The 19,599-nt window shown below is 64.2% G+C and carries 16 protein-coding genes and 1 riboswitch; of the genes, 6 read left to right on the top strand and 10 right to left on the bottom strand.

All coding sequences use genetic code 11. The annotated features are described in order from the left end of the window. Window positions 1-108: 108 nt before the first annotated feature. Window positions 109-972, top strand: a complete 864-nt coding sequence (locus tag FJ950_RS09875) for an RNA polymerase factor sigma-32 (protein WP_015315297.1) — start codon at window positions 109-111, stop codon at window positions 970-972. A 16-nt stretch (window positions 973-988) separates the two neighbouring features. Here the strand turns inward: FJ950_RS09875 and FJ950_RS09870 are convergent, their stop codons facing one another. From FJ950_RS09870 to thiB, 4 genes are all read right to left on the bottom strand, one after another. Next, window positions 989-2,458: a M48 family metalloprotease gene (locus FJ950_RS09870; RefSeq protein ID WP_023784820.1), complete on the bottom strand. Its 1,470-nt coding sequence runs from the start codon at window positions 2,456-2,458 to the stop codon at window positions 989-991. A 229-nt stretch (window positions 2,459-2,687) separates the two neighbouring features. After that, window positions 2,688-3,464, bottom strand: coding sequence for a thiamine ABC transporter ATP-binding protein (gene thiQ / locus FJ950_RS09865; RefSeq protein ID WP_140616656.1), 777 nt, complete (start codon window positions 3,462-3,464; stop codon window positions 2,688-2,690). Then, window positions 3,457-5,076, bottom strand: a complete 1,620-nt coding sequence (gene thiP, locus FJ950_RS09860; protein ID WP_140616655.1) for a thiamine/thiamine pyrophosphate ABC transporter permease — start codon at window positions 5,074-5,076, stop codon at window positions 3,457-3,459. The genes thiQ and thiP overlap by 8 nt, the downstream gene beginning before the upstream one ends. A 78-nt stretch (window positions 5,077-5,154) precedes the next feature. After that, entirely contained in the window at window positions 5,155-6,153 is a 999-nt protein-coding gene (thiB, locus tag FJ950_RS09855) for a thiamine ABC transporter substrate binding subunit (protein WP_140616654.1), read from the bottom strand. 43 nt (window positions 6,154-6,196) lie between these two features. Next, a riboswitch (TPP riboswitch) is annotated at window positions 6,197-6,311 on the bottom strand. Between the two features lie 86 nt (window positions 6,312-6,397). Between thiB and FJ950_RS09850 the strand changes: the two genes are divergently transcribed. The 4 genes from FJ950_RS09850 (at window position 6,398) to FJ950_RS09835 (ending at window position 9,574) form a co-directional block, all read left to right on the top strand. Next, the gene (locus FJ950_RS09850; RefSeq protein ID WP_140616653.1) at window positions 6,398-7,057 is read left to right on the top strand and encodes a thiamine diphosphokinase; all 660 of its coding nucleotides are present in this window, start codon (window positions 6,398-6,400) and stop codon (window positions 7,055-7,057) included. A 1-nt stretch (window position 7,058) separates the two neighbouring features. Further along, complete coding sequence (locus tag FJ950_RS09845) at window positions 7,059-8,879, top strand: ABC-F family ATP-binding cassette domain-containing protein (protein WP_140616652.1); 1,821 nt, start codon at window positions 7,059-7,061, stop codon at window positions 8,877-8,879. A gap of 153 nt (window positions 8,880-9,032) precedes the next feature. Next, window positions 9,033-9,275: a type II toxin-antitoxin system CcdA family antitoxin gene (locus FJ950_RS09840; protein ID WP_140616651.1), complete on the top strand. Its 243-nt coding sequence runs from the start codon at window positions 9,033-9,035 to the stop codon at window positions 9,273-9,275. Continuing rightward, complete coding sequence (locus FJ950_RS09835) at window positions 9,275-9,574, top strand: CcdB family protein (protein WP_140616650.1); 300 nt, start codon at window positions 9,275-9,277, stop codon at window positions 9,572-9,574. Before FJ950_RS09840 ends, FJ950_RS09835 begins: the two co-directional genes overlap by 1 nt. Before the next feature lie 40 nt (window positions 9,575-9,614). Here FJ950_RS09835 and FJ950_RS09830 read toward each other — a convergent pair whose 3' ends face one another. Beyond that, complete coding sequence (locus FJ950_RS09830) at window positions 9,615-11,378, bottom strand: hypothetical protein (RefSeq protein ID WP_140616649.1); 1,764 nt, start codon at window positions 11,376-11,378, stop codon at window positions 9,615-9,617. Between the two features lie 77 nt (window positions 11,379-11,455). Next, window positions 11,456-12,754, bottom strand: a complete 1,299-nt coding sequence (locus FJ950_RS09825; protein WP_015315287.1) for an adenylosuccinate synthase — start codon at window positions 12,752-12,754, stop codon at window positions 11,456-11,458. A 211-nt stretch (window positions 12,755-12,965) separates the two neighbouring features. Here FJ950_RS09825 and FJ950_RS09820 point away from each other — a divergent pair, with 211 nt between their 5' ends. After that, window positions 12,966-13,862, top strand: a complete 897-nt coding sequence (locus FJ950_RS09820; RefSeq protein WP_140616648.1) for a DMT family transporter — start codon at window positions 12,966-12,968, stop codon at window positions 13,860-13,862. 13 nt (window positions 13,863-13,875) lie between these two features. On the opposite strand, the gene FJ950_RS09815 is transcribed toward FJ950_RS09820, so the two are convergent. The 4 genes from FJ950_RS09815 to serA all read right to left on the bottom strand — a co-directional run bounded on the left by FJ950_RS09815 (window position 13,876) and on the right by serA (window position 19,558). Continuing rightward, window positions 13,876-15,090, bottom strand: coding sequence for a cytochrome c (locus FJ950_RS09815; RefSeq protein WP_140616647.1), 1,215 nt, complete (start codon window positions 15,088-15,090; stop codon window positions 13,876-13,878). Next, the gene (locus tag FJ950_RS09810; RefSeq protein ID WP_140616646.1) at window positions 15,087-16,853 is read right to left on the bottom strand and encodes a GMC family oxidoreductase; all 1,767 of its coding nucleotides are present in this window, start codon (window positions 16,851-16,853) and stop codon (window positions 15,087-15,089) included. Before FJ950_RS09810 ends, FJ950_RS09815 begins: the two co-directional genes overlap by 4 nt. 2 nt (window positions 16,854-16,855) lie before the next feature. Beyond that, window positions 16,856-17,551, bottom strand: a complete 696-nt coding sequence (locus tag FJ950_RS09805; RefSeq protein WP_246681299.1) for a gluconate 2-dehydrogenase subunit 3 family protein — start codon at window positions 17,549-17,551, stop codon at window positions 16,856-16,858. Between the two features lie 405 nt (window positions 17,552-17,956). After that, window positions 17,957-19,558: a phosphoglycerate dehydrogenase gene (gene serA / locus FJ950_RS09800; RefSeq protein WP_140616645.1), complete on the bottom strand. Its 1,602-nt coding sequence runs from the start codon at window positions 19,556-19,558 to the stop codon at window positions 17,957-17,959. Between the last annotated feature and the right edge of the window lie 41 nt (window positions 19,559-19,599).

The raw sequence follows: 19,599 nt of genomic DNA, 5'->3' as shown, positions 1-19,599 counted from the left end.
CACCGGCGGAACCTTTCTCGCGCATGACAGTTTTGGCTGTTGTAGGGCACGCCGCCGTCATTTCAAGCCGGTGTCTGCCATTTGCCTCGCCGAGCCACGGAGCGCCTTATGATGGAAGACACGGCAGGACGGATCATGGTCCGCGCGGCAATGAAGGCACCCTATCTCGAGCGCGAGGAGGAGCATCGGCTGGCATTGCTCTGGAAGGAAGACAACGACCAGAACGCGCTGCACAGCATCACCGTCGCCCACATGCGGTTGGTCATTTCCATGGCCTCGAAATTCCGCCATTACGGACTGCCGCTCGGCGATCTGGTTCAAGAGGGCCATGTCGGACTGCTCGAGGCCGCCGCCCGTTTCGAACCGGAGCGCGAGGTGCGGTTCTCGACCTACGCGACGTGGTGGATCCGCGCCTCGATGCAGGACTACATCCTGCGCAACTGGTCGATTGTGCGTGGTGGCACCAGTTCGGCGCAAAAGGCCCTGTTCTTCAATCTCAGACGCTTGCGTGCGCGTCTCGCGAACGGCGCCGAGCCGCTCTCCAACACAAATCTCTACCGCGAGGTTTCGGTTGCGCTTGGTGTATCCGAGGCTGATGTGGCGATGATGGATTCACGGCTGTCGGCTCCGGATTCTTCGCTGAACGTGCCGCTGGCCGACGATGCGGGCGGCACCGAGCGGATGGATTTCCTGGTCTCGGACGATCCCTTGCCGGACGAAATTGTCGGCGACAAGATCGATGTCGCGCGCCGCTCGCTCTGGCTGAAGGAAGCGCTTCACGCGCTCAACGCGCGTGAACTCAGGATCATCGAGGAACGCCGGCTGAATGACGAGGGGGCCACGCTCGAGGCGCTCGGCGAGACGCTCGGCATCTCAAAGGAACGTGTCCGCCAGATCGAGGCGCGCGCCATGGAAAAGCTCAAGGTCGCGCTGGTGAAGCAGAATCCGGAATTCATGGCGACCGCCGCCTGATCTCCCGCTCGGGCTTTTATTTGTCGGTGACGATCTTGACCTTGTCGCCGGCCGAAACCGCGGCCCCCGGCGACAGCGCATTGAGCACGCGGAACAGGTCGAGCTTGCGGTCGACGCCAACCATCTGCGCGGCAAGCGATCCCATGGTCTGTCCCGGCTGCACGGTGAGCACACGAATATGCAGTGGCTTCAGTGCCGCCTTCTCGGCGGGGCTGAGGATACGGAAGGAGCCGCTGACCGAGCGCGCCACCGTTTCAAGCGAGGTGCTGGCCGAGGGGGCCGCGGTCAGCAATCGGTAAACCTGGCCGCCGGCGCGGATCACAGCGATATCGAACTGCCAGCCTTCGGCGCCTGCATGGGCGGTCGCCGCCTCATTGCCGTTGATGGTTTCCTGCTTGACGGTGCTGTCGTCGAGCCCGGCCACCCAGCCGCTTCTGATATAGTCGGTCAGGGCGCGGTTCTTGTCGATCGAAACGCCGTCGAAGCGGATCGCTATGTCGCCGGGACCGGTCGCCGTCACCGCCGCCGCCGAATTGTCGATGATGAAACCGTCCGGCACCGTGAACGACACGCCCAAGCCTGGATGCAGGAAGGTTTCGCCGCGCACATAGCCTTCTTCCGGCGTGTCGCCGTAAAGCAGGCCGTCTATGCCGGCGAGGAAGGAATCGCGGTCGCGTGTACCGAAGCCTGGCGCACCGAACTGGCGGGCGTGCCGCTGTGCCAAATCGATGCGTTGCGGCGTGTTGGGGTGCGTCGCCAGGAAGTCAAGGCTGGCGTCGGTGGCGCCGCTGATCGAGCGGAAATCGGTATAGGCCGACATCGATTGCAGGAAGCGGCCGGCGGCATAGGGATCGTAGCCGGCTTCGCCGATCGACTTGATGCCGATGGCGTCAGCCTCAAGCTCCTGGTTGCGCGAGAACTGCGCCAGCCTGAGCTTGCCGCGGATAAGTGCAGCCTTGGCGGTCGGGCTGTCGCCAAGCACATCGGAAACGACCTTGGTCGCCAGACCTTCCTCGGCCTCCAGCTGCTGGCGCTGCAACCCATGATTGGCGGTGACGTGGCCCATCTCATGCGCGATGACGGCGGCGAGCTCGGACGAATCATTGGCCAGCGCCAAGAGGCCGCGCGTTATGTAGAGATAGCCGCCCGGCAGCGCGAAGGCGTTGACGTTGGGCGAATTGAGGATGGTGATGCGATAGGTCTGGGTTGGGTTCGCCGACACCACGGTCAGATTGCCGACCACCTTGGCGACCATGCGTTCGAGCTTGGGATCGGAATATTCGCCGCCATAGGTCGCCAGGATGCGCGGATGCTGCGCCTTGGCGAGTTCCGCGAGCTTGTTGTTAGCGGCGACATTGTCGACCGTGATCGGCTTGTCGGATGGCTGGAAGCCTGATTCCTGGACTTCCGGAGGCGTGAACATCTGGCAGCTTGCCAGCGCCACGGCAAAGCCGGCCAGCGCCAGAAAGCGCGCCAGCGGGTTCATTCGTAGCCTGTCAACGCCGATCGCCAGAACGGCTTCCTTTCAGGTCCCTGCACATGACCACATGCGCAAAACAAACTGCTACAGTATCCGTCACGCGCCCCTCGGAGCATGCGGCGGAAGCTGTAGGCAAATCACGGCCTGTGCCGGACCGGTATCGAGCGGACCTAGCCACACTACTCCAGTCATGGCAAGCAAGCGCCACATCGCATCGGGCCGGTTTGAGCGTAAATTATGTCCGCTTCCGGGCAATATCTCGTGATAAGGAATCCCCGGCCCCGGCTCCGATATAGCGCCGGAATGCCTCCGGACCAGCCCCGGCAAAGAAATCATCCGCCGTGCCGATAGCGGCGACCGCGCCGTTCTCGAGAAACACCACCCTCTGACCCATGCGGCGGGCATCTTGCGGCTGATGCGTGACGAACAGCACCGTCATGCCACGCTCGGCATGCAGGCCGGCAACCAGGTCGAGCATATCGTCTCGCAAGGCGGGCCCAAGCGAAGCGAAGGGCTCGTCGAGCAGCAGCACCGGGCGGTCACGCACCAGCACGCGAGCCAGGGCGACGCGCTGGCGCTCGCCGCCGGAAAGTTCGCGCGGCAGCCGCTTCTCCTTGCCGGCAAGGCCGGTGCGCGCAAGCGCATCGGCGATCGCAGCGCGATCGGCTTCGGCCAGCCGCAACGATGGCGAACGGCCGAGCCCGACATTCTGCTCGACGGAAAGATGCGCGAAAAGGTTGTTTTCCTGAAAAACCATCGACACTGGCCGCGTCGCCGGTGGCGCGGTGCTGACATCGGCCCCGCCGATCAGCACGCGACCGGATCGCGGCGGCTCGAACCCGGCCACCAGATTGAGCAGCGTCGACTTTCCGGAGCCGCTCGGTCCCATGATCGCGGTGATTTGCCCCGCCGTGAACTCGGCATCGAAGGTGAACAACGTCTCGCCATAGCTGAACGAAACCTTGTCCAGCCGCACCGAAACCCCTTTGCCGCCAGCCGCCCCGTCAGACATTGCGGGCCGTCTCCTTTCCCAGCCGGTCCGCTGCCAGCACCAGTGCCAGGCAGACAAGGCCGAGCAGCAGCGCCAAGCCGGCGGCGTCCTCGGTTCGGTAGCTGCCCATGCGCGCCAGGAGAAGGTAGGGCAAGGTCTGCACGGAATCACTGCCGAACAGGGCGATGACGCCGAGATCGCCGAGCGACAGTGCCATGGCGAAGGCAAAAGCGGTGGCCAGCGGGCGCCGCAACGTCGGCCAGTCGACCAGCCACAGTCTTGACCAGCCGGAAATTCCGAGCTGCGCGCAAAGCCGCTCGTGACGCTCGCTTGCCGCATCATAGGCGGGACGGATGGCGCGCAGCGCGAAAGGCATCGCCATGACAGCGTTGACGGTGACGACCATGAGCGGCGCGATGGCAAAGATATCGCCGACATGGCGCAGCAACAGGAACCAGCCGGCGCCGACGACGATCGGCGGCACGACCAGGACAAACCCGGCGCCGGTATCGGTGGCATGTTCGAGCAGTGTCCTTGCCCCGAAGCGGCGGTTCGACGCCAGCGCCCTGCGCGCCATGGTCAATGCCAGCGAAAGCATCACCGAAAGCAAGGCCGAAAGGAAAGCGAGCACAGCACTGGTCAGCGTCGCCTGACGGACAGTGGCCTCGCCGGCAAGCCGGCCGAGGTCGGCGCCAAGTCCGGCCGCCACGGTCGCCACCATCGGCCCGGCAACGAAGAGCAAGGCCAACACGATGAGCGTGGCATTCAGCCAGGCTTCGGTCCTGTTGACGGAGAGATAGCGGCGCGGCGCGACCGGCAGGTTGATGTCGGCGACGACGTCGGCTCCGAGTCGGGTCAACGCCAGCACCACGATGAAGGTCAAGGCGATCTGCAGCATTGTCAGCGCGACAGCCCTCGCGGGATCGAAATCGAAGCGCAATGCCTGATAGATGCCGACTTCGAGCGTCGTCGCGGCCGGCCCGCCGCCGAGCGTCAGCACGATGGTGAAGGATGTGATGCACAGCATGAAGACAAGTCCGGCGACACCGGGCAGCGCGGCACGCAGCGTCGGCCACTCGATCAGCCGGAATGCCGGCGCCGCCCCCATGCCGAGCTGGCTCGCCAGCCGCCACTGGTCGGAGGGAATGGTCTGCAGCGCCTCGAGGAACAGGCGGGTGGCCAGCGGCAGGTTGAAGAAGACATGGGCGACGAGAATGCCGGACAGGCCATAGATGCCCGGCCAACCCTGGCCGCCGACGGCGCTGAGAAAGCCGGAGAAATAGCCGGCGCGGCCATAGAGCGCCAGGATGCCGAGCGACGCGACGATCGCCGGCAGCGCCAGCGGCACGGCGAAGAGCTGCAGGATGAAGGCACGGCCGAAAAACCGTGGATGCCGCGACAGCGCCCGCGCCACGAACAGGGCCGGCCCGACCGAGAGCAGCGTCGACAGGGCCGCCTGCCAGAGCGTGAAGCGCACGACCCGGAACAGGTAGGGATCGAACGCAGCCCAAGCGCCGGAAAAATCGCGAGCGCCTTCGACAAGCAGCCCCGCAAACGCGCCGCCGATCAAAATGGCGATGGCAGCGAGCCCTATCACGCCGGCTGTGATGCGGGGATCAGAGCGGGTTTGCACGCCGCACCGTCAACGATTGGGTGAAGCTTGTGGAGCGTCGCCGTAGAGCGTTCATCTCACGAGATTAGCCCACAAAACCTACTTGCTCATCACCGCCAGCCATTCATCGACCCAGGCCTTGCGGTTGGCCGCCACCTCCTCCGGGCTGAACAGCAAGGTCTTGGTCGGCTTGACCAGTTTGTCGAAGGCGGGGTTGAGCGGCTTGTTGGTCTTGCCGGCCGGGAACATCCAGTTGGTCTCGGGGATCGCGTCCTGGAATTTCGGCCCGGTCATGAAGGCCATGAACTTTTCCGCCAGCGGATTCTTGGCGCCGGCCGTGGTGATGCCCGCGACCTCGATCTGCAGGTATTCACCTTCCTCGAACGACGCCGCCTGATAGCGCTCGGTGTTCTCGGCGACCATGTGGTAGGCCGGCGAGGTGGTGTAGGACAGCACCATCGGCGCCTCGCCCTTGGTGAACAGGCCATAGGCCTCGCTCCAGCCCGGCGTCACGGTCAGCACCTTGGTCTTGAGCTTGGCCCAGGCCTCCGGCGCCTTGTCGCCATAGACCGACTTCACCCACAACAGCAGGCCAAGACCGGGCGTCGATGTGCGCGGGTCCTGGATGACGATCTTGTCGTCGGCGCTGCCCTCGACCAAATCCTTCAAGCTCTTGGGCGGGCTCTTCAGCTTTTCAGTGTCGTAGACGACGGCGAAGTAGCCGTAATCGAACGGGACAAAAGTGTCATCGGTCCAGCCGCCCGGCACCTTGACGTCCGTTATTGCGCCATGTGGCGCGAACAGGCCCGAGGCCTTGGCATCGGCGGTGAGATTGGTGTCGAGACCGAGCACGATGTCGGCCTTGGTCGAAGCGCCTTCCAGCTTGACGCGGTTGAGCAGCGCCACGCCATCGGCGACCGAGACGAACTCGAGATCGCAGCCGCATTCTGCCTCGAATTCCTTCTTCACCACGGGACCTGGACCCCAGTCGGCGGTGAAGCTCTCATAGGTGTAGACGGTCAGCTTGTCCTTGGCCAAGGCCGGCCCGGACAGGGTCACTGCCGTGGCGGCGACCAGAGAATATAAAAACGCGCGCATCGGCGCCTCCTTCGTTTGCGTTGAAAGGAATTGAGGCGTCGGAGTGTCCGAAACGTCTAATCCCTCCGCCGGTACAAACCGGATCAGGTTCAGCGGGTTGGCGAGACTGCCTCTCAGCCGGCCCGCGAAATTCGCGTCCGGCACCCCGTTAGAGCGTTTCGACACATAGGCCGGGCCGATCACCCGCGCAAGTGGGACTTTGCCGCCTTCCGTTTCCCGTGCCGGGCTGGTAAGGCGACGGGATATGAGCACATTCACCATCCTGCTTGGCGGCGACCTCATCCGCACGCCTCGGCTCGACCGCCAGGTCGAAGGCTCGCGCGTCATCGCCGCCGACGCCGGCATCGGCCATGCGCGGATGCTGGGCCTCGTGCCGGAACTGTGGGTGGGTGATTTCGACTCGGTCCCGGCTGATCTGCCCGCCGACCTCGCCGCCGTGCCGCGGCAAACCTTCCCGGCGGAAAAGGACAGGACCGACGGAGAACTGGCGATCGCGGCCGCACTGGAGCGCGGGGCGACCCGCCTTGTGCTGGCGGGCGCCTTCGGCGGCAAGCGCGCCGATCACGCCTTCCTGCATCTGGCGCTTGGCCTGCGGCTGGCCGAGGCCGGAATGGATGTGCTTCTGACCAGCGGCGCCCAGGAAGGTGTTCCCTTGCCGCCCGGCAGGGCCGGCTTCGATTATGCCGACGGCACGCTGTTCTCGATTCTCGGCTTCTCCGAACTCTCCGGCCTGACCGTCGCCGGCGCCAAATGGCCGCTCGACAAGGTCGAGGTGGCATTCGGTTCGTCACTGACCATTTCCAACGAGGTCAAGTTCGGCAAGACCGGGGGCCGCCTCGACATAGCGCTCGGCCATGGCCGCGCGCTGCTGCTCGCCCATCCCTATCCATTGCCCGAAAGCTGACATGGCCCCGCCTCTTCTCAATCTCGACGGGATAAGACTGACCTTCGGCGGCGCGCCGCTGCTCGACGGCGCCGCCTTGACCGCTTCGGCCGGCGACAAGATCGCGCTGGTCGGCCGCAACGGGTCCGGCAAGTCGACGCTGCTCAAGATCGCCGCCGGCCTGATCGAACCACAGGACGGCGAGGTGTTCCGCCAGCCTTCGGCGACGGTGCGTTATCTGCCGCAAATGCCCGACATGGACGGCTTTGCAACCGTGCGCGCCTATGTCGAGGCCGGGCTCGGGCCCGCCGACGATCCCTACCGCGCCAGCTATCTGATGGAGCATCTCGGTCTGTCGGGCGAAGAACGGCCTGGCGACCTGTCCGGCGGAGAGGCCAGGCGCGCCGCGCTTGCCCGCGTCATGGCGCCGGAGCCTGACATCCTGCTTCTTGATGAGCCGACTAACCATCTTGATTTATCTGTCATCGAATGGCTGGAAGAAGAGCTCGTCCGGACCTCCTCGGCACTCATCGTCATCTCGCATGACCGCCGCTTCCTCGAGCGCGTGTCGCGCGCCACAGTCTGGCTCGATCGCGGCCAGACGCGCAGGCTGGACAAGGGCTTTGGCCATTTCGAGGAATGGCGCGACCTGGTGCTGGAAGAGGAAGAGCGCGAGCAGCACAAGCTCGGCCGCCAACTCGTGCGCGAGGAGCACTGGCTGCGCTACGGGGTGACGGCGCGGCGCAAGCGCAATATGCGACGTCTGGGCGAATTGCAGACCATGCGTCAGCGTTTTCGCGGCCATCGCGGCGCCGAAGGCACCGCGATAATGGCGGCAAGCGACGCCGCCGAATCCGGCAAGCTGGTGATCGAGGCCAAGAACATCGAGAAGAGCTTTGGCGACCTCACCGTCGTCAAGGGGTTCTCGACCCGCATCCAGCGCGGCGACCGCGTCGGCCTTGTCGGGCCGAACGGCGCCGGCAAGACGACACTTCTGAAGATGCTGACCGGCGAATTGGCGCCGGACGCGGGTTCGATACGGCTTGGCACCAATCTGGAGATCGCCACGCTCGACCAGAAGCGCGAGGCGGTCGACCCGCAAGAGACGCTGGCGCAATATCTGACCGACGGGCGCGGCGAGAACCTCGTCATCAATGGCGAGCAGCGCCATGTCGTGTCCTATATGAAGGATTTCCTGTTCAAGCCGGAACAGGCCCGCACACCGGTGCGCGAGCTGTCCGGCGGCGAACGGGCGCGGCTGATCCTGGCGCGCGTGCTGGCACGGCCAGCAAACCTCCTGGTTCTCGATGAGCCGACCAATGATCTCGACATGGAGACGCTGGAACTGCTGCAGGAACTGGTCGCCGGTTTTGCCGGCACCGTCATCCTGGTCAGCCACGACCGCGATTTCCTCGACCGCACAGTCACCAGCATCATCGCGCCGGACGGCGGCGGCCGCTGGGTCGAATATGCCGGCGGCTATTCCGACATGCTGGCGCAGCGCGGCGGCACCAGGCTTGACGACCGCAAGGCGCGCGCCAAGGCGGAAGCCGGCGATGCGCCGGCACCGGGCAAGAGCGATCCGGCGGCGCCAAAAGGGCCGGCGAAGAAATTGTCGTTCAAGCAGAAGTTCGCGCTGGAGTCCCTACCCAAGAAGATCGAGGCAGTGACCGCGTCGATCTCGCGGCTGGAGAACAACATCGCCGACCCGGCCTATTACGAACGCGACCCGGCCTCGTTCCAGAAGACGATCGCCGCCCTCGACAAGGAGCGTGCGACGTTGGCCACGCTCGAGGAAGAATGGCTGGAACTGGAGATGCTGCGCGAGGAGATGGAAGGGTGAAGAGCGGTCGCCCTTGGGCGGATCGATCGACAACGATTTGTCGATTGAAGCGACGGAGCGCCTGAGCCATAGCGGGGCGGTCCGTCTGCTGCGCCTGAGCATTGCCTCCACATCGCAATGCGCATACATTATGCGCATGTTGCGGAGGCCATTATGCGTAAGATTGCCTTGAATGCGATCCGTCAGCCAGCAAATCTGTCGATCGACTCGAACCTCATGCGGGAAGCCAAGGGGCTTGACGTGAATGTCTCGCGCGCTGCGGAAGCCGGCATCGCGGAGGCGGTGGCAGCTGAAAAGGCGCGGCTGTGGAAGCTTGAGAACCGTACCACGATGGATGCGTGGAACGACTACATCGACAAGAACGGTATCCCATTGGAAGAGTATCGGCAGTTCTGATGCCCCGCTATGATGTCTTCGCCGGTCGCGTTGAAGACAACTATTTGCTCGACGTCCAATCCGACCTGCTCGACAATTTCAAGACGCGGGTTGTCGTTCCGCTTCTGCCGGTCGCAACGGTGCCGCCGCCAATGCGAAAGCTTCATCCGATCTTCGAGATCAATGGACGGAAGCTGGTCATGGCGACACACCTGATCGCCACCGTTCCCGCAAGCGAATTGGTTGAAAGTCGGCTGAACCTGGCGAAGCATCACGATGACATCGTTGCCGCGCTCGACATGCTGTTGCAAGGATTCTGAACGGAGGCGACCGTCACGCCGCCCGTCTCAACCCGCCGTCTCAGCCCGCCGTCTTGGCCTGCCAGGCCTTGATCGCCTCGTCGAACACCTTCTCGCCGGGAATGCCCTTTTCCATGGTCAGCAGTGCCCGCCGTCCGGTCTTGTAGACGACCGGCACGTCGATCCAGTCCTGGCCGCGCAACAGGGTCATGTTGGCGTCTTCGTCGGCCTTGGTGTCGTTGAGCGCGACGAGGAAGAAGCCGTCGGCGATCTTGGCCGGGATGCCGATCAGCGGGCTGCCGGCGTCCTGTTCCGAACTCTTCATGGCAACGCGCAATATATTGTCGACGCCGCCGCCCTCGAACCCGTCTGGGGTCAGGAAGATCATCTCGATGATATGGCTGGCCGGCAGGGTCTGGTCGGTGTTGCGACGGATGGTCATGCGCAACTGGATGTCCTTGCCGGGAATGGTCGCCTCGGCACGGATCGCCGGCTCGGGCGGCAGGTCGCCGCCGGGCGATTCCTGCACCAGCGACCAGACGATGCTGCCGGGCTCGGCTGAACCCTGCGCGGTGCTGGTGCGCTCCTCATAGAAGATCGCCTTCTGGCCGACCGGAACCGAGGTTGGCGCCACGGCCGGAGCCGGTGCCGCCGGCGGCGTTGCGGCTGCCGGTGCGGGCGGCGGCGTGGCGGCGGCATCGGCCGGGGCCGCGGGCACGGTTCCGTTGGTGGGCGGTGTCGCGGGCGGGGTGCCCGCCGCGGGCGTGGTCGCGGCTGGCGCGCCTGCCGCGGGCGTACCGGCAGCAGGCGTATTGGCAGCCGGCGTATTGGCAGCCGGCGCGGGAACCGCCGGCGCTGCCGTAGCCGGCGCATTCGTTGCCGTTGGCGGTGTCGTCAGCGCGGCGACGGATTCGCCCTCGCCTACGCCGCTTTGCCCACCGGCTGGGCCGGGGTCGGTTTCGCCGCCTTCAGGCGTCAGCCGCTGCGTGAATTTCGTGCCTTCCGCGCCGGTCGCGAGCGCCGGCGGCGTGGCCGTGGTATCGGTCGCCGGCTTGGCCGGCGTCGTTTTCACCGGTTCGGTCTTGGCAACAACCTTGCTGCTCTCCAGGCCCAGCATCTTGCCGAAGGCATCCTTGTTCAGCCAGATGCCGTAGCCGCCGCCGGCAACGACCAGCAGTGCGACGACGGCGGCGATCAGCCCGCCATAGCTGCGCTTGCGTTCGGCCGGGCGCAAACGCTCGAAAGTGTCGGTGGCGGCAGGCGCTTCGTCATCGGCAAAGACGTCGTCCTGGTCGTCGTCCCGATCCGCGTCCATCCCCGGCAAGGTCTTCTCGGAAAAGTCCGGAGCGGGCTGCACCGGCGCCGGCCTTTGCCAGCCTGGCTCGACCTTGGCGGCTGGAGCGGGCCGGTAGGGTTCGGGGTTCGCCGCCGGCTGTGCCGGCTTGTACGGCTCCGGCCTGACCGTGGCCGGGGCGGGCCGATACGGAGACGGAGCAGGAATTGCGGCAGCCTCCGCCTTGGCCGGCTGCTTGACGTGGTTCGACTGGTTCTTATTGCGGTCGATGGAGGAAAAGATGTGTTCCAGTTCCGCGAGCGGATCCGGCTCGGGCACACTCTTGACATAGTCCCGCTCGACGCCGGCAATGGCGTCGTCCAGCGCGCGTTTCTGTTTGTCTATGGCCTCGGAAGCCAGCGGCGGCGAATATTCCGCCAGCTTCTTGGCCAGCATGGCGCGCACGCTGTTATAGATGCGCGTACGCTTCTCGGGCGTCTCGTCGCCGTGCTTCTCGAACGCGTTTTTCAGAACAGCAACGAAATCTGCCATGCTTCAGTCGACCTGTATTTTTTGCCTCCGCGCCGGCCCCCGCAAATCAGCCGCGATGCCCGGAAAGGCTTCAGAAACTAGTCTTGAAACGGATCAGTCACAAGTATCGTGTCGTCCCGTTCCGGGCTGGTGGAGAGGAGCGCGACCGGCGCGCCGATCAACTCCTCTATGTATCGGACATATTTGACGGCCTGGGCCGGAAGGTCGTTCCAGCTGCGTGCGCCGGCGGTGGTGCCTTTCCAACCCTCCAACGTCTCGTAGATGGGTTCCACGCGAGCCTGGGCGCCCTGGCTTGCCGGCAGATAGTCGATCGTCTCGCCGTCCAGCCTGTAGCCGGTGCAGACCTTGATCTCATCCAACCCGTCGAGCACGTCGAGCTTGGTCAGCGCGATGCCTTTGATGCCGTTGACGGCAACCGCCTGGCGCACCAGCACCGCATCGAACCACCCGCAGCGGCGCTTGCGCCCGGTGACGACACCGAATTCATGGCCGCGCGTGCCGAGGAATTCGCCGATCTCGTTCTTCTGCTCGGTCGGGAACGGACCTTCGCCGACACGCGTCGTGTAGGCCTTTGTGATGCCGAGAACATAGCCGATGGCGCCCGGGCCGACGCCGGAGCCGGCGGCGGCCTGGCCGGCGACCGTGTTGGACGAGGTGACGAACGGATAGGTGCCGTGGTCGATGTCGAGCAGCGTGCCTTGCGCGCCCTCGAACAGGATGCGCTCGCCGGCGCGGCGCTTGTCGTCGAGCACCTTCCAGACGCGGTCCATGTAGGGCAGGATGTCGTTCGCGACCGAGGTCAATTCCTGCATGATCGCATCATGCGTGACTTCGTCATGGCCGAGCCCGCGACGCAGCGCATTGTGGTGCGTCAGCAGCCTGTCGACCTTCAGGGGCAAAGTTTCCAAATCCGCCAGATCCATCACCCGCACCGCGCGCCGGCCCACCTTGTCCTCGTAGGCGGGGCCGATCCCGCGTCGGGTCGTGCCAATCTTTGTTCCGGAATTCGAAGCGGCATCCTCGCGAAACCCGTCCAGCTCCCGGTGTACGGACAGGATAAGCGCCGTGTTTTCGGCTATTTTCAGGCGATCCGGCGTCACGTCCACGCCCTGGCCTTTCAGTTTCTGCACCTCGGCGACGAAAGCATGCGGATCGAAGACCACGCCATTGCCGATGATGGACAGCTTGCCTTCCCGCACGACGCCCGAAGGCAGCAGCGACAGCTTGTAGACCTTGCCGTCGACGACCAGCGTGTGGCCGGCATTGTGGCCGCCCTGGAAACGCACCACGACATCGGCGCGCTCCGACAGCCAGTCGACGATCTTGCCCTTGCCTTCGTCGCCCCACTGCGAGCCGACGACCACCACATTGGCCATGTTTCTTTTCCCTTGAGACGCCGCCGCGCGGCTTGGATATGGTTCGAAACGACAGGCCTCTATAGCGTCAAGACCTCGCGAGTGCGACCTTTCTTTGCCGCCGAAAATGCCCTGAGGCACAACAATTTTCGGCTTTGACATCATTTACTTGGGCTGACCGGGGCAATAGGCCGGCAAACACCGCGGCCCATCCCGCGGCCGGAAGCCCGCGATGCATCGAAACGCCTACATGTTCCTGCTGCTCACCACCTTGCTGTGGGGCGGCAATTCGGTGGCCGGCAAGCTGGCGGTCGGCCACGTCTCGCCGATGACGCTGGTCTTCCTGCGCTGGATGCTGGCCGTGGCGATCCTGCTGCCGATCGGCTGGCGCACGATCCAGGAGGATTGGCCCGTCGTGCGCCGGCGCTGGCTCGTGCTGGCAGCGCTTGGCGCCAGCGGCTTCACCCTGTTCAACACCATCTTCTACACCGCCCTCAACTACACCACGGCGATCAATGTCTCGATCGAACAGGCGGCGATGCCGATCCTGATCATGACAGCCAATTTCGTTTTCTTCCGCCTGCGCGTGAACTGGGCGCAGATCGCCGGCGTGGTGCTGACCGTCTTCGGCGTCATCCTGACCGCCTGCCATGGCGATCCGCGCCGGCTGCTGACGCTGGAGCTCAATTTCGGCGACGCCATCATGCTCGTCGCGGTCGTTCTCTACAGCAGCTATTCGGTCGGGTTAAGGCTGAAACCGGCGATGCACTGGCAAAGCCTGATGCTGGCCATGTCGTTCGCCGCGCTCATCACCTCACTGCCCTTCTTCCTGTGGGAAGCCGCCGCCAGCAAGGTGATCGTGCCCGACGCCTGCGGCTGGGCGGTCATCGTCTATACGGCGATCGGCGCTTCGGTCATCTCGCAGATAACCTATATCAGGGGCAACGAACTGATCGGCGCCAACCGCGCCGGCTTGTTCATCAATCTGGTGCCGATCTTCGGCACGCTGCTTTCGGTGCTGATCGTCGGCGAGACCTTCCAGCTCTATCAGGCGCTGGCGCTGGTCCTCGTTCTGGGCGGCATCGGGCTCGCCGAGTACAGCGGGCGCAAGATGGCGTCCGGCTTCTGAGGTCGCCCCCGGATTACTTCACCAATTCCTTGCGCACCGCCGCGATATCGTCCGACGAGACCGCCGGAGCGGAATTGCCCCAGCTGCCGCGCACATAGGTCAGCACGTCGGCGATTTCCTGGTCCTTCAGCCGCCATGCCAATGAGGGCATCGAAGGCGTCGTCGGCGCGCCGGCCGTGTGCACGGCCTGGCTTCCGGCGAGAACGATGCGGGCCAGGGTCTCGGGATTGCCCTGCGCGACGATCGAGTTGCCGACAAGCGCCGGGAAAAGCGCTCCGGCCCCGGCGCCATCGCCGCCATGGCAGGCCGAACAATTGTCATGATAGATCGCCGCGCCCGCCACCATCCGCGCCTCGTCGGGCTTGGTCGCCTGCGCATTGCCGGTGTCCGGCCCCAGGCTCTTGAGATAGACGGCCACGGCCTTGAGGTCGGGATCCGTCATTTTGGAAGTCGAGTTCTCGATCGCCTCGGCCATCGGACCGGATGCGATCGAATGCGCGTTGACGCCGGTCTTGAGGTAGGCGACCACATCCTCTTGCGACCATTGGCCCAGGCCGGATTGAGCATTGTTGGTGATGTCGGGGGCGAACCAGCCTTGCAGCGAGGCGCCTTGCAGGAAGCCGCTGTCTTGGTCCGCTCCAAGGAACGATTTGGGCGTGTGGCAGGTGCCGCAGTGCCCGGCGCCCTGGACGATATAGGCGCCGCGGTTCCATTCCGCCGATTTGGAGGGGTCGGCCTGGAAGCTTGCCTCGCTGAAGTTGAGGAGGTTCCAGCCCCACATCGCCAGCCGGATGTTCAGCGGGAACGGCAGCTGGTTGGCTTCGACCTTGTTCGAGACCGGGTCGACCGTGGTCATGTAGGCCCACAGGTCGGAAATGTCCTGCTCGTTCATCCTGGTATAGGCGGGGTAAGGCATGGCGGGATAGAGCCGCACGCCATTGTGGCCGACGCCGGTCTTCATCATGTTGCGGAAATCGCCCTCGGACCAATTGCCGATGCCCGTCTCGTCGTCGGGTGTGATGTTGGGCGGCACCAGTGCGCCGAAAGGCGTTTCGAGCGGCAGGCCGCCGGCCAGCGGCTTGCCGCCCGGCCTGGTATGACAGCCCGCGCAATCGCCGAGCACGGCCTGATATTGGCCACGGATGATCTGGTCGGCCTGGTCGGCGGCGAGCGCCGGCGTGATCGCCAGCACGGCGGCGCCAGCGGCGGCGGCGGCGAGCGTCCTCACGCCTGCACCAAGGGGGTGCCGGGATTGCGCAAATAGTGATTGCGGATGCCGTCAGCGGCGCGGTAGGCGAGCGCGCCGACCGTTCCCGTCGGATTCTTGCCGGCATTCTGCGGAAAGGCCGAGGCGCCGATGACGAAGACGTTGGGTACATCCCAGCTTTGCAGGAAGCTGTTGACCGCACTCTTCCTAGGGTCCGTTCCCATGATGGCGCCGCCCGTATTATGGGTACTTTGATAAGGGACGCTGTCCCAGCCCTTCTTGCGGCGGCCGACATTGTACTGCTTGCCCCCAAGCGTCTTGGCGATCTCCTCCATCCGGTCGCAGAGATAATTCGACATCCGGATATCATTGTCGGGAAAATCAAAGGTCATGCGCATGAGCGGCCGGCCGAAGCGGTCCTTGTAGGTCGGATCGAGGTCGAGGTAGTTGGTGCGCGTCGCATAGCTGCTGCCCTGCGAGGAGAAGCCAAGCGTGCTTTTGTAGCCCGCGACGGTCGCCTTCTTCCAGGCGCTACCCCATTTCGGCGTGCCGGGCAGCGTCGGCCTCGTCCCGATCGGACGTCCATTGGTGGGAATGCAGTTGATGCCCGCGCCGCCGACGAAATCGAGGCCGCCATGGTCGAAAGCGTCGCCATTATAGTCGTCGATCGTCTGTCCGAGCGCGCCCGCGGCAATGAACGGATTGAAGTTCTTATCGTCGAAGAACACCTGCACGCCGGCATTGGTCTGGTAGCAATAATTGCGCCCGACGGTGCCCTCGCCGGTAGCGGGATCGTAGATCTTGCCGATGCCCGACAGCATCATCAGCCGGGCATTGTGCAGGCCGTAGGCGCACAGAAGCACGAGATCGGCCGGCTGGAAGAATTCCTGCCCCGACGTATCGACGTAAGTGACACCTCGCGCGGACTTGCCGCCGGCGGCGAGATCGACATGCAGCACCTCGCTGTCGGTGCGCACCTCGAAATTGGCCTTCTTCATCAGCACGGGAAGGATGGTGGTCTGGGCGCTGGATTTGGAATAGTTGGCGCAGCCGAACCGCTCGCAGAATCCGCAGTAGGTGCACTGCCCCATGGTGATGCCGAGCGGATTGACATAGGGCCGCGACATGTTGGCGGACGGTGTCGGGAACGGGTGCAGTCCCATGGACCTGCCGGCATTGGCGAACAGGGTCGGCGCGTAGGTCATCTCCATTGGCGGATTTGGGTAATCCCGGGACCTCGGATCCTCGAACGGGTTGCCGCCTTCCTGTATCTGCCCCTGGATATTGCCGGCCTTGCCCGAGATTCCCGCCAGATATTCGAACTGGTCGTAATACGGCTCCATCTCGGCGCCGGTCACGCCCCAGTCCTCGACCTGGAGATCGGCGATCCGCGCCGCGCCATACTTCTTGGTCAGGTTGGTCTTGATCTGGAAGTCGGAGTCCCAGAACCGCCAGGTGTGGCCGTTCCAATGGACGCCTGCGCCGCCGACGCCGTTGCCGGGCAGGAACGAGCCGAAATCGCGCATCGGCAGCGCCGTCTGCGAAGGGTCGTTGCGCATCGTCATGGTTTCGACGGCTGGCTGCAGGAACAGGTCGCGCCGCACGCTGTAGCGCAACTCGTCCTGCGCATAGCCGATGTTGAAATCGGTCGCCGTGTCGCGCCAGGGACCACGCTCGATGGCCAGCACGTCCAGGCCTTGATCGGTCAGTTCATGCGCAAGGATGGACCCCGTCCAGCCGAGGCCGACGATCACGACGTCCTTGCGGGGCAGTATCGTCGTCATGGTCAGCTCCTTTTCACGAGCCATTCCGGGCTGCCCTCGATCGAGACGGGCGGCCGCGGATAGGGCTGATTATGCTTGCTGACGTGATCCCGGTAGTCATAGCGCGCGCCGGGGAAACCAAGCATGCGCCACGACACCATGTCCTTGTTGCCTCCATAGACCGGATCGGCAAAGAACCCTTCCATCGTGTTCTGCAGCAGAAGTCCGAAGAAGCCGGCAGCCTTGACTCCATTGGGCAAGTCGACCTTTCCAGCTTCCATCGCGGCCAGGAACGTATCCTGATCGGCCGGCTGGAGTTCGGCGAATGTCTTGCCATCGCGCTGCTTCAGGAAAGCGTCGATGGCGGCGAGGCCGGAGCGGTAGCGCTGGCCGGGGTTTGCCTCGCCCTGGTAGCCCTGCGTGGGCAATCCCGGCAGAAACGGTCCTTTTGTGTAGAGCCGGCTCGACGTTCCGAACGCGCCCGTCAACTGACGGTCTATATAGACGGCGCAGCCGGCCTCCTTGCCGCCCATCGACAGATCGTCGGCGGGGATGATGCGGTCGACGATAGCCTCGACCAGCGCGGCCTCCTGCGGCGTGAAGAACTGCCAGCCGCCGGACACCACCTGCATCGGAGGATCGGAAGACAGCGGCGCCCAGGGCAGCGAGCCGGACAAGGATCGGGCAAAACCTGCCGATGTTGCCGTCACTGTAAACATCGCAGCCGAAGACAGAAAAAGACGCCGGCTCAGTCGGACAGTATTGCGATGATCCATCGAAGGCACCTCGACAGCAACAGAGGCGCGCCGGATATTGCGCGCAAAATCATGACCAACTCAGTTAAGTTTAGATCATATCCGTCAATTGACCGCAGCGTGCGAAAAGAAACCGGGATCGTCAAGCAGATCACAAAATCGTTAGATTGGGCCAGACCTTATGCTTATCTACATCCGCTAATGTACTGACGGCTAAAAAGGATATCTTGCAGCAGCTTGACGCAAGGATGCGGCGCCCGCAACGCCGCAAACCGTCGGGCGGCGCCAGCGGTCGTGGAAACGCCCCGCATGCATGCCGGCAAACGGGGCGTCTGATGTACGGCTTGTCACCTCAGAGGGTGTGGAGAGCTAGATCCCGCCCACATCGAACCGCAGCCGCTTTGCCGAATCGATCGACTTGTGGTCGCGCACCTGCTCCAGCACTTTCTCCGGGAACGGGGCGTCGAGATAGAGCAGTGCGATAGCGTCACCGCCCGGCCGGTTGCGGCCGAGCTGGAAGTTGGCGATGTTGACGTCGTTCTCGCCGCAGACAGTGCCGAGCAGGCCGATAATGCCGGGCGCATCGGCATTGGTCGTATACAGCATGTGTTGGCCGACCTCGGCGTCGAGATTGATGCCCTTGATCTGAATGAAGCGCGGCTTGCCGTCCGAAAAGCAGGTACCGGCGATCGAGCGCGTCATGTGCTCGGTCTTGACGGTCAGCTTGATGTAACCGTCGAAGACGCCAGATTTGTCGCGCTTGACTTCGGCGACGATGATGCCGCGCTCCTTCACCATGATCGGCGCCGACACCATGTTGACGTCGGCGACCTGCGGCCGGATCAGTCCGGCCAGGGCGGCACTGATCAGCGCCCGCGTGTTCATCGTCGCGGTCGAGCCGTCGAACAGGATCTCGACCTCGCTGATCGGATCCTCGGTGACCTGGCCGACAAAGGCGCCCAGCACTTCGGCGAGCTTGACGAAAGGCTTCAGCCGCGGCGCCTCTTCCGCCGTGATCGAGGGCATGTTGATGGCGTTGGAGACCGCGCCCTTGATCAGGTAGTCGGCCATCTGCTCGGCGACCTGCAGCGCGACATTCTCCTGCGCTTCCGCCGTCGAGGCGCCAAGGTGTGGTGTCGCCACCACGTTCTCCATGCCGAACAGCGCATTCTGCTCCGCCGGTTCGACCTCGAACACATCGATGCCGGCGCCTGCCACCTTGCCGCTCTTCAGCGCCGCGACCAGGTCGGCCTCGACCACCAGCCCGCCACGCGCGCAGTTGATGATACGCACGCCATTCTTCATCTTGGCGATCGCCGCCGCATCGATGATGTTGCGGGTCTTATCGGTCAACGGCGTGTGCAGCGTGATGAAGTCGGCGCGGGCGAAGAGTTCGTCCAGTTCCACCTTGTCGACGCCGAGCTCCTCGGCGCGCTTGTCCGACAGGAACGGATCAAAGGCGACGACGTGCATCTTCAGCCCGACGCCGCGTGTGGCGACGATCGAACCGATATTGCCGCAGCCGATGACGCCCAGCGTCTTGCCGGTGATCTCGACGCCCATGAAGCGGTTCTTCTCCCATTTGCCGGCATGGGTCGAAGCGTTGGCTTCCGGGATCTGGCGGGCGAGCGCGAAGATCATCGCCACGGCGTGTTCGGCCGTCGTGATCGAATTGCCGAAGGGCGTGTTCATCACGATGATACCCTTGCGGCTTGCCGCCGGGATATCGACATTGTCGACGCCGATGCCGGCGCGGCCGACGACCTTGAGATTGGTGGCCGCGTTGATCAGCTTCTCGGTGACCTTGGTCGCCGAACGGATGGCGAGGCCGTCATACTTGCCGATCACTTCGAGCAGCTTTTCCTTGTCCTTGCCGAGGTCGGGCAGATAGTCGACCTCGACGCCGCGATCCTTGAAGATCTGCACGGCGGTGGGAGAGAGTTTGTCAGAGACGAGAACGCGGGGCGCCATGGCGGCCTCCTTGAAAATGAAATTGATCCGGGAACGGACGG

Origin of the sequence: Mesorhizobium sp. B2-3-14, assembly GCF_006442175.1 — a bacterium.
Lineage (GTDB): Bacteria > Pseudomonadota > Alphaproteobacteria > Rhizobiales > Rhizobiaceae > Mesorhizobium > Mesorhizobium australicum.
The sequence above is the reverse complement of the archived record's forward strand: the minus strand, read 5'-3'. Positions and strand labels throughout refer to the sequence as shown.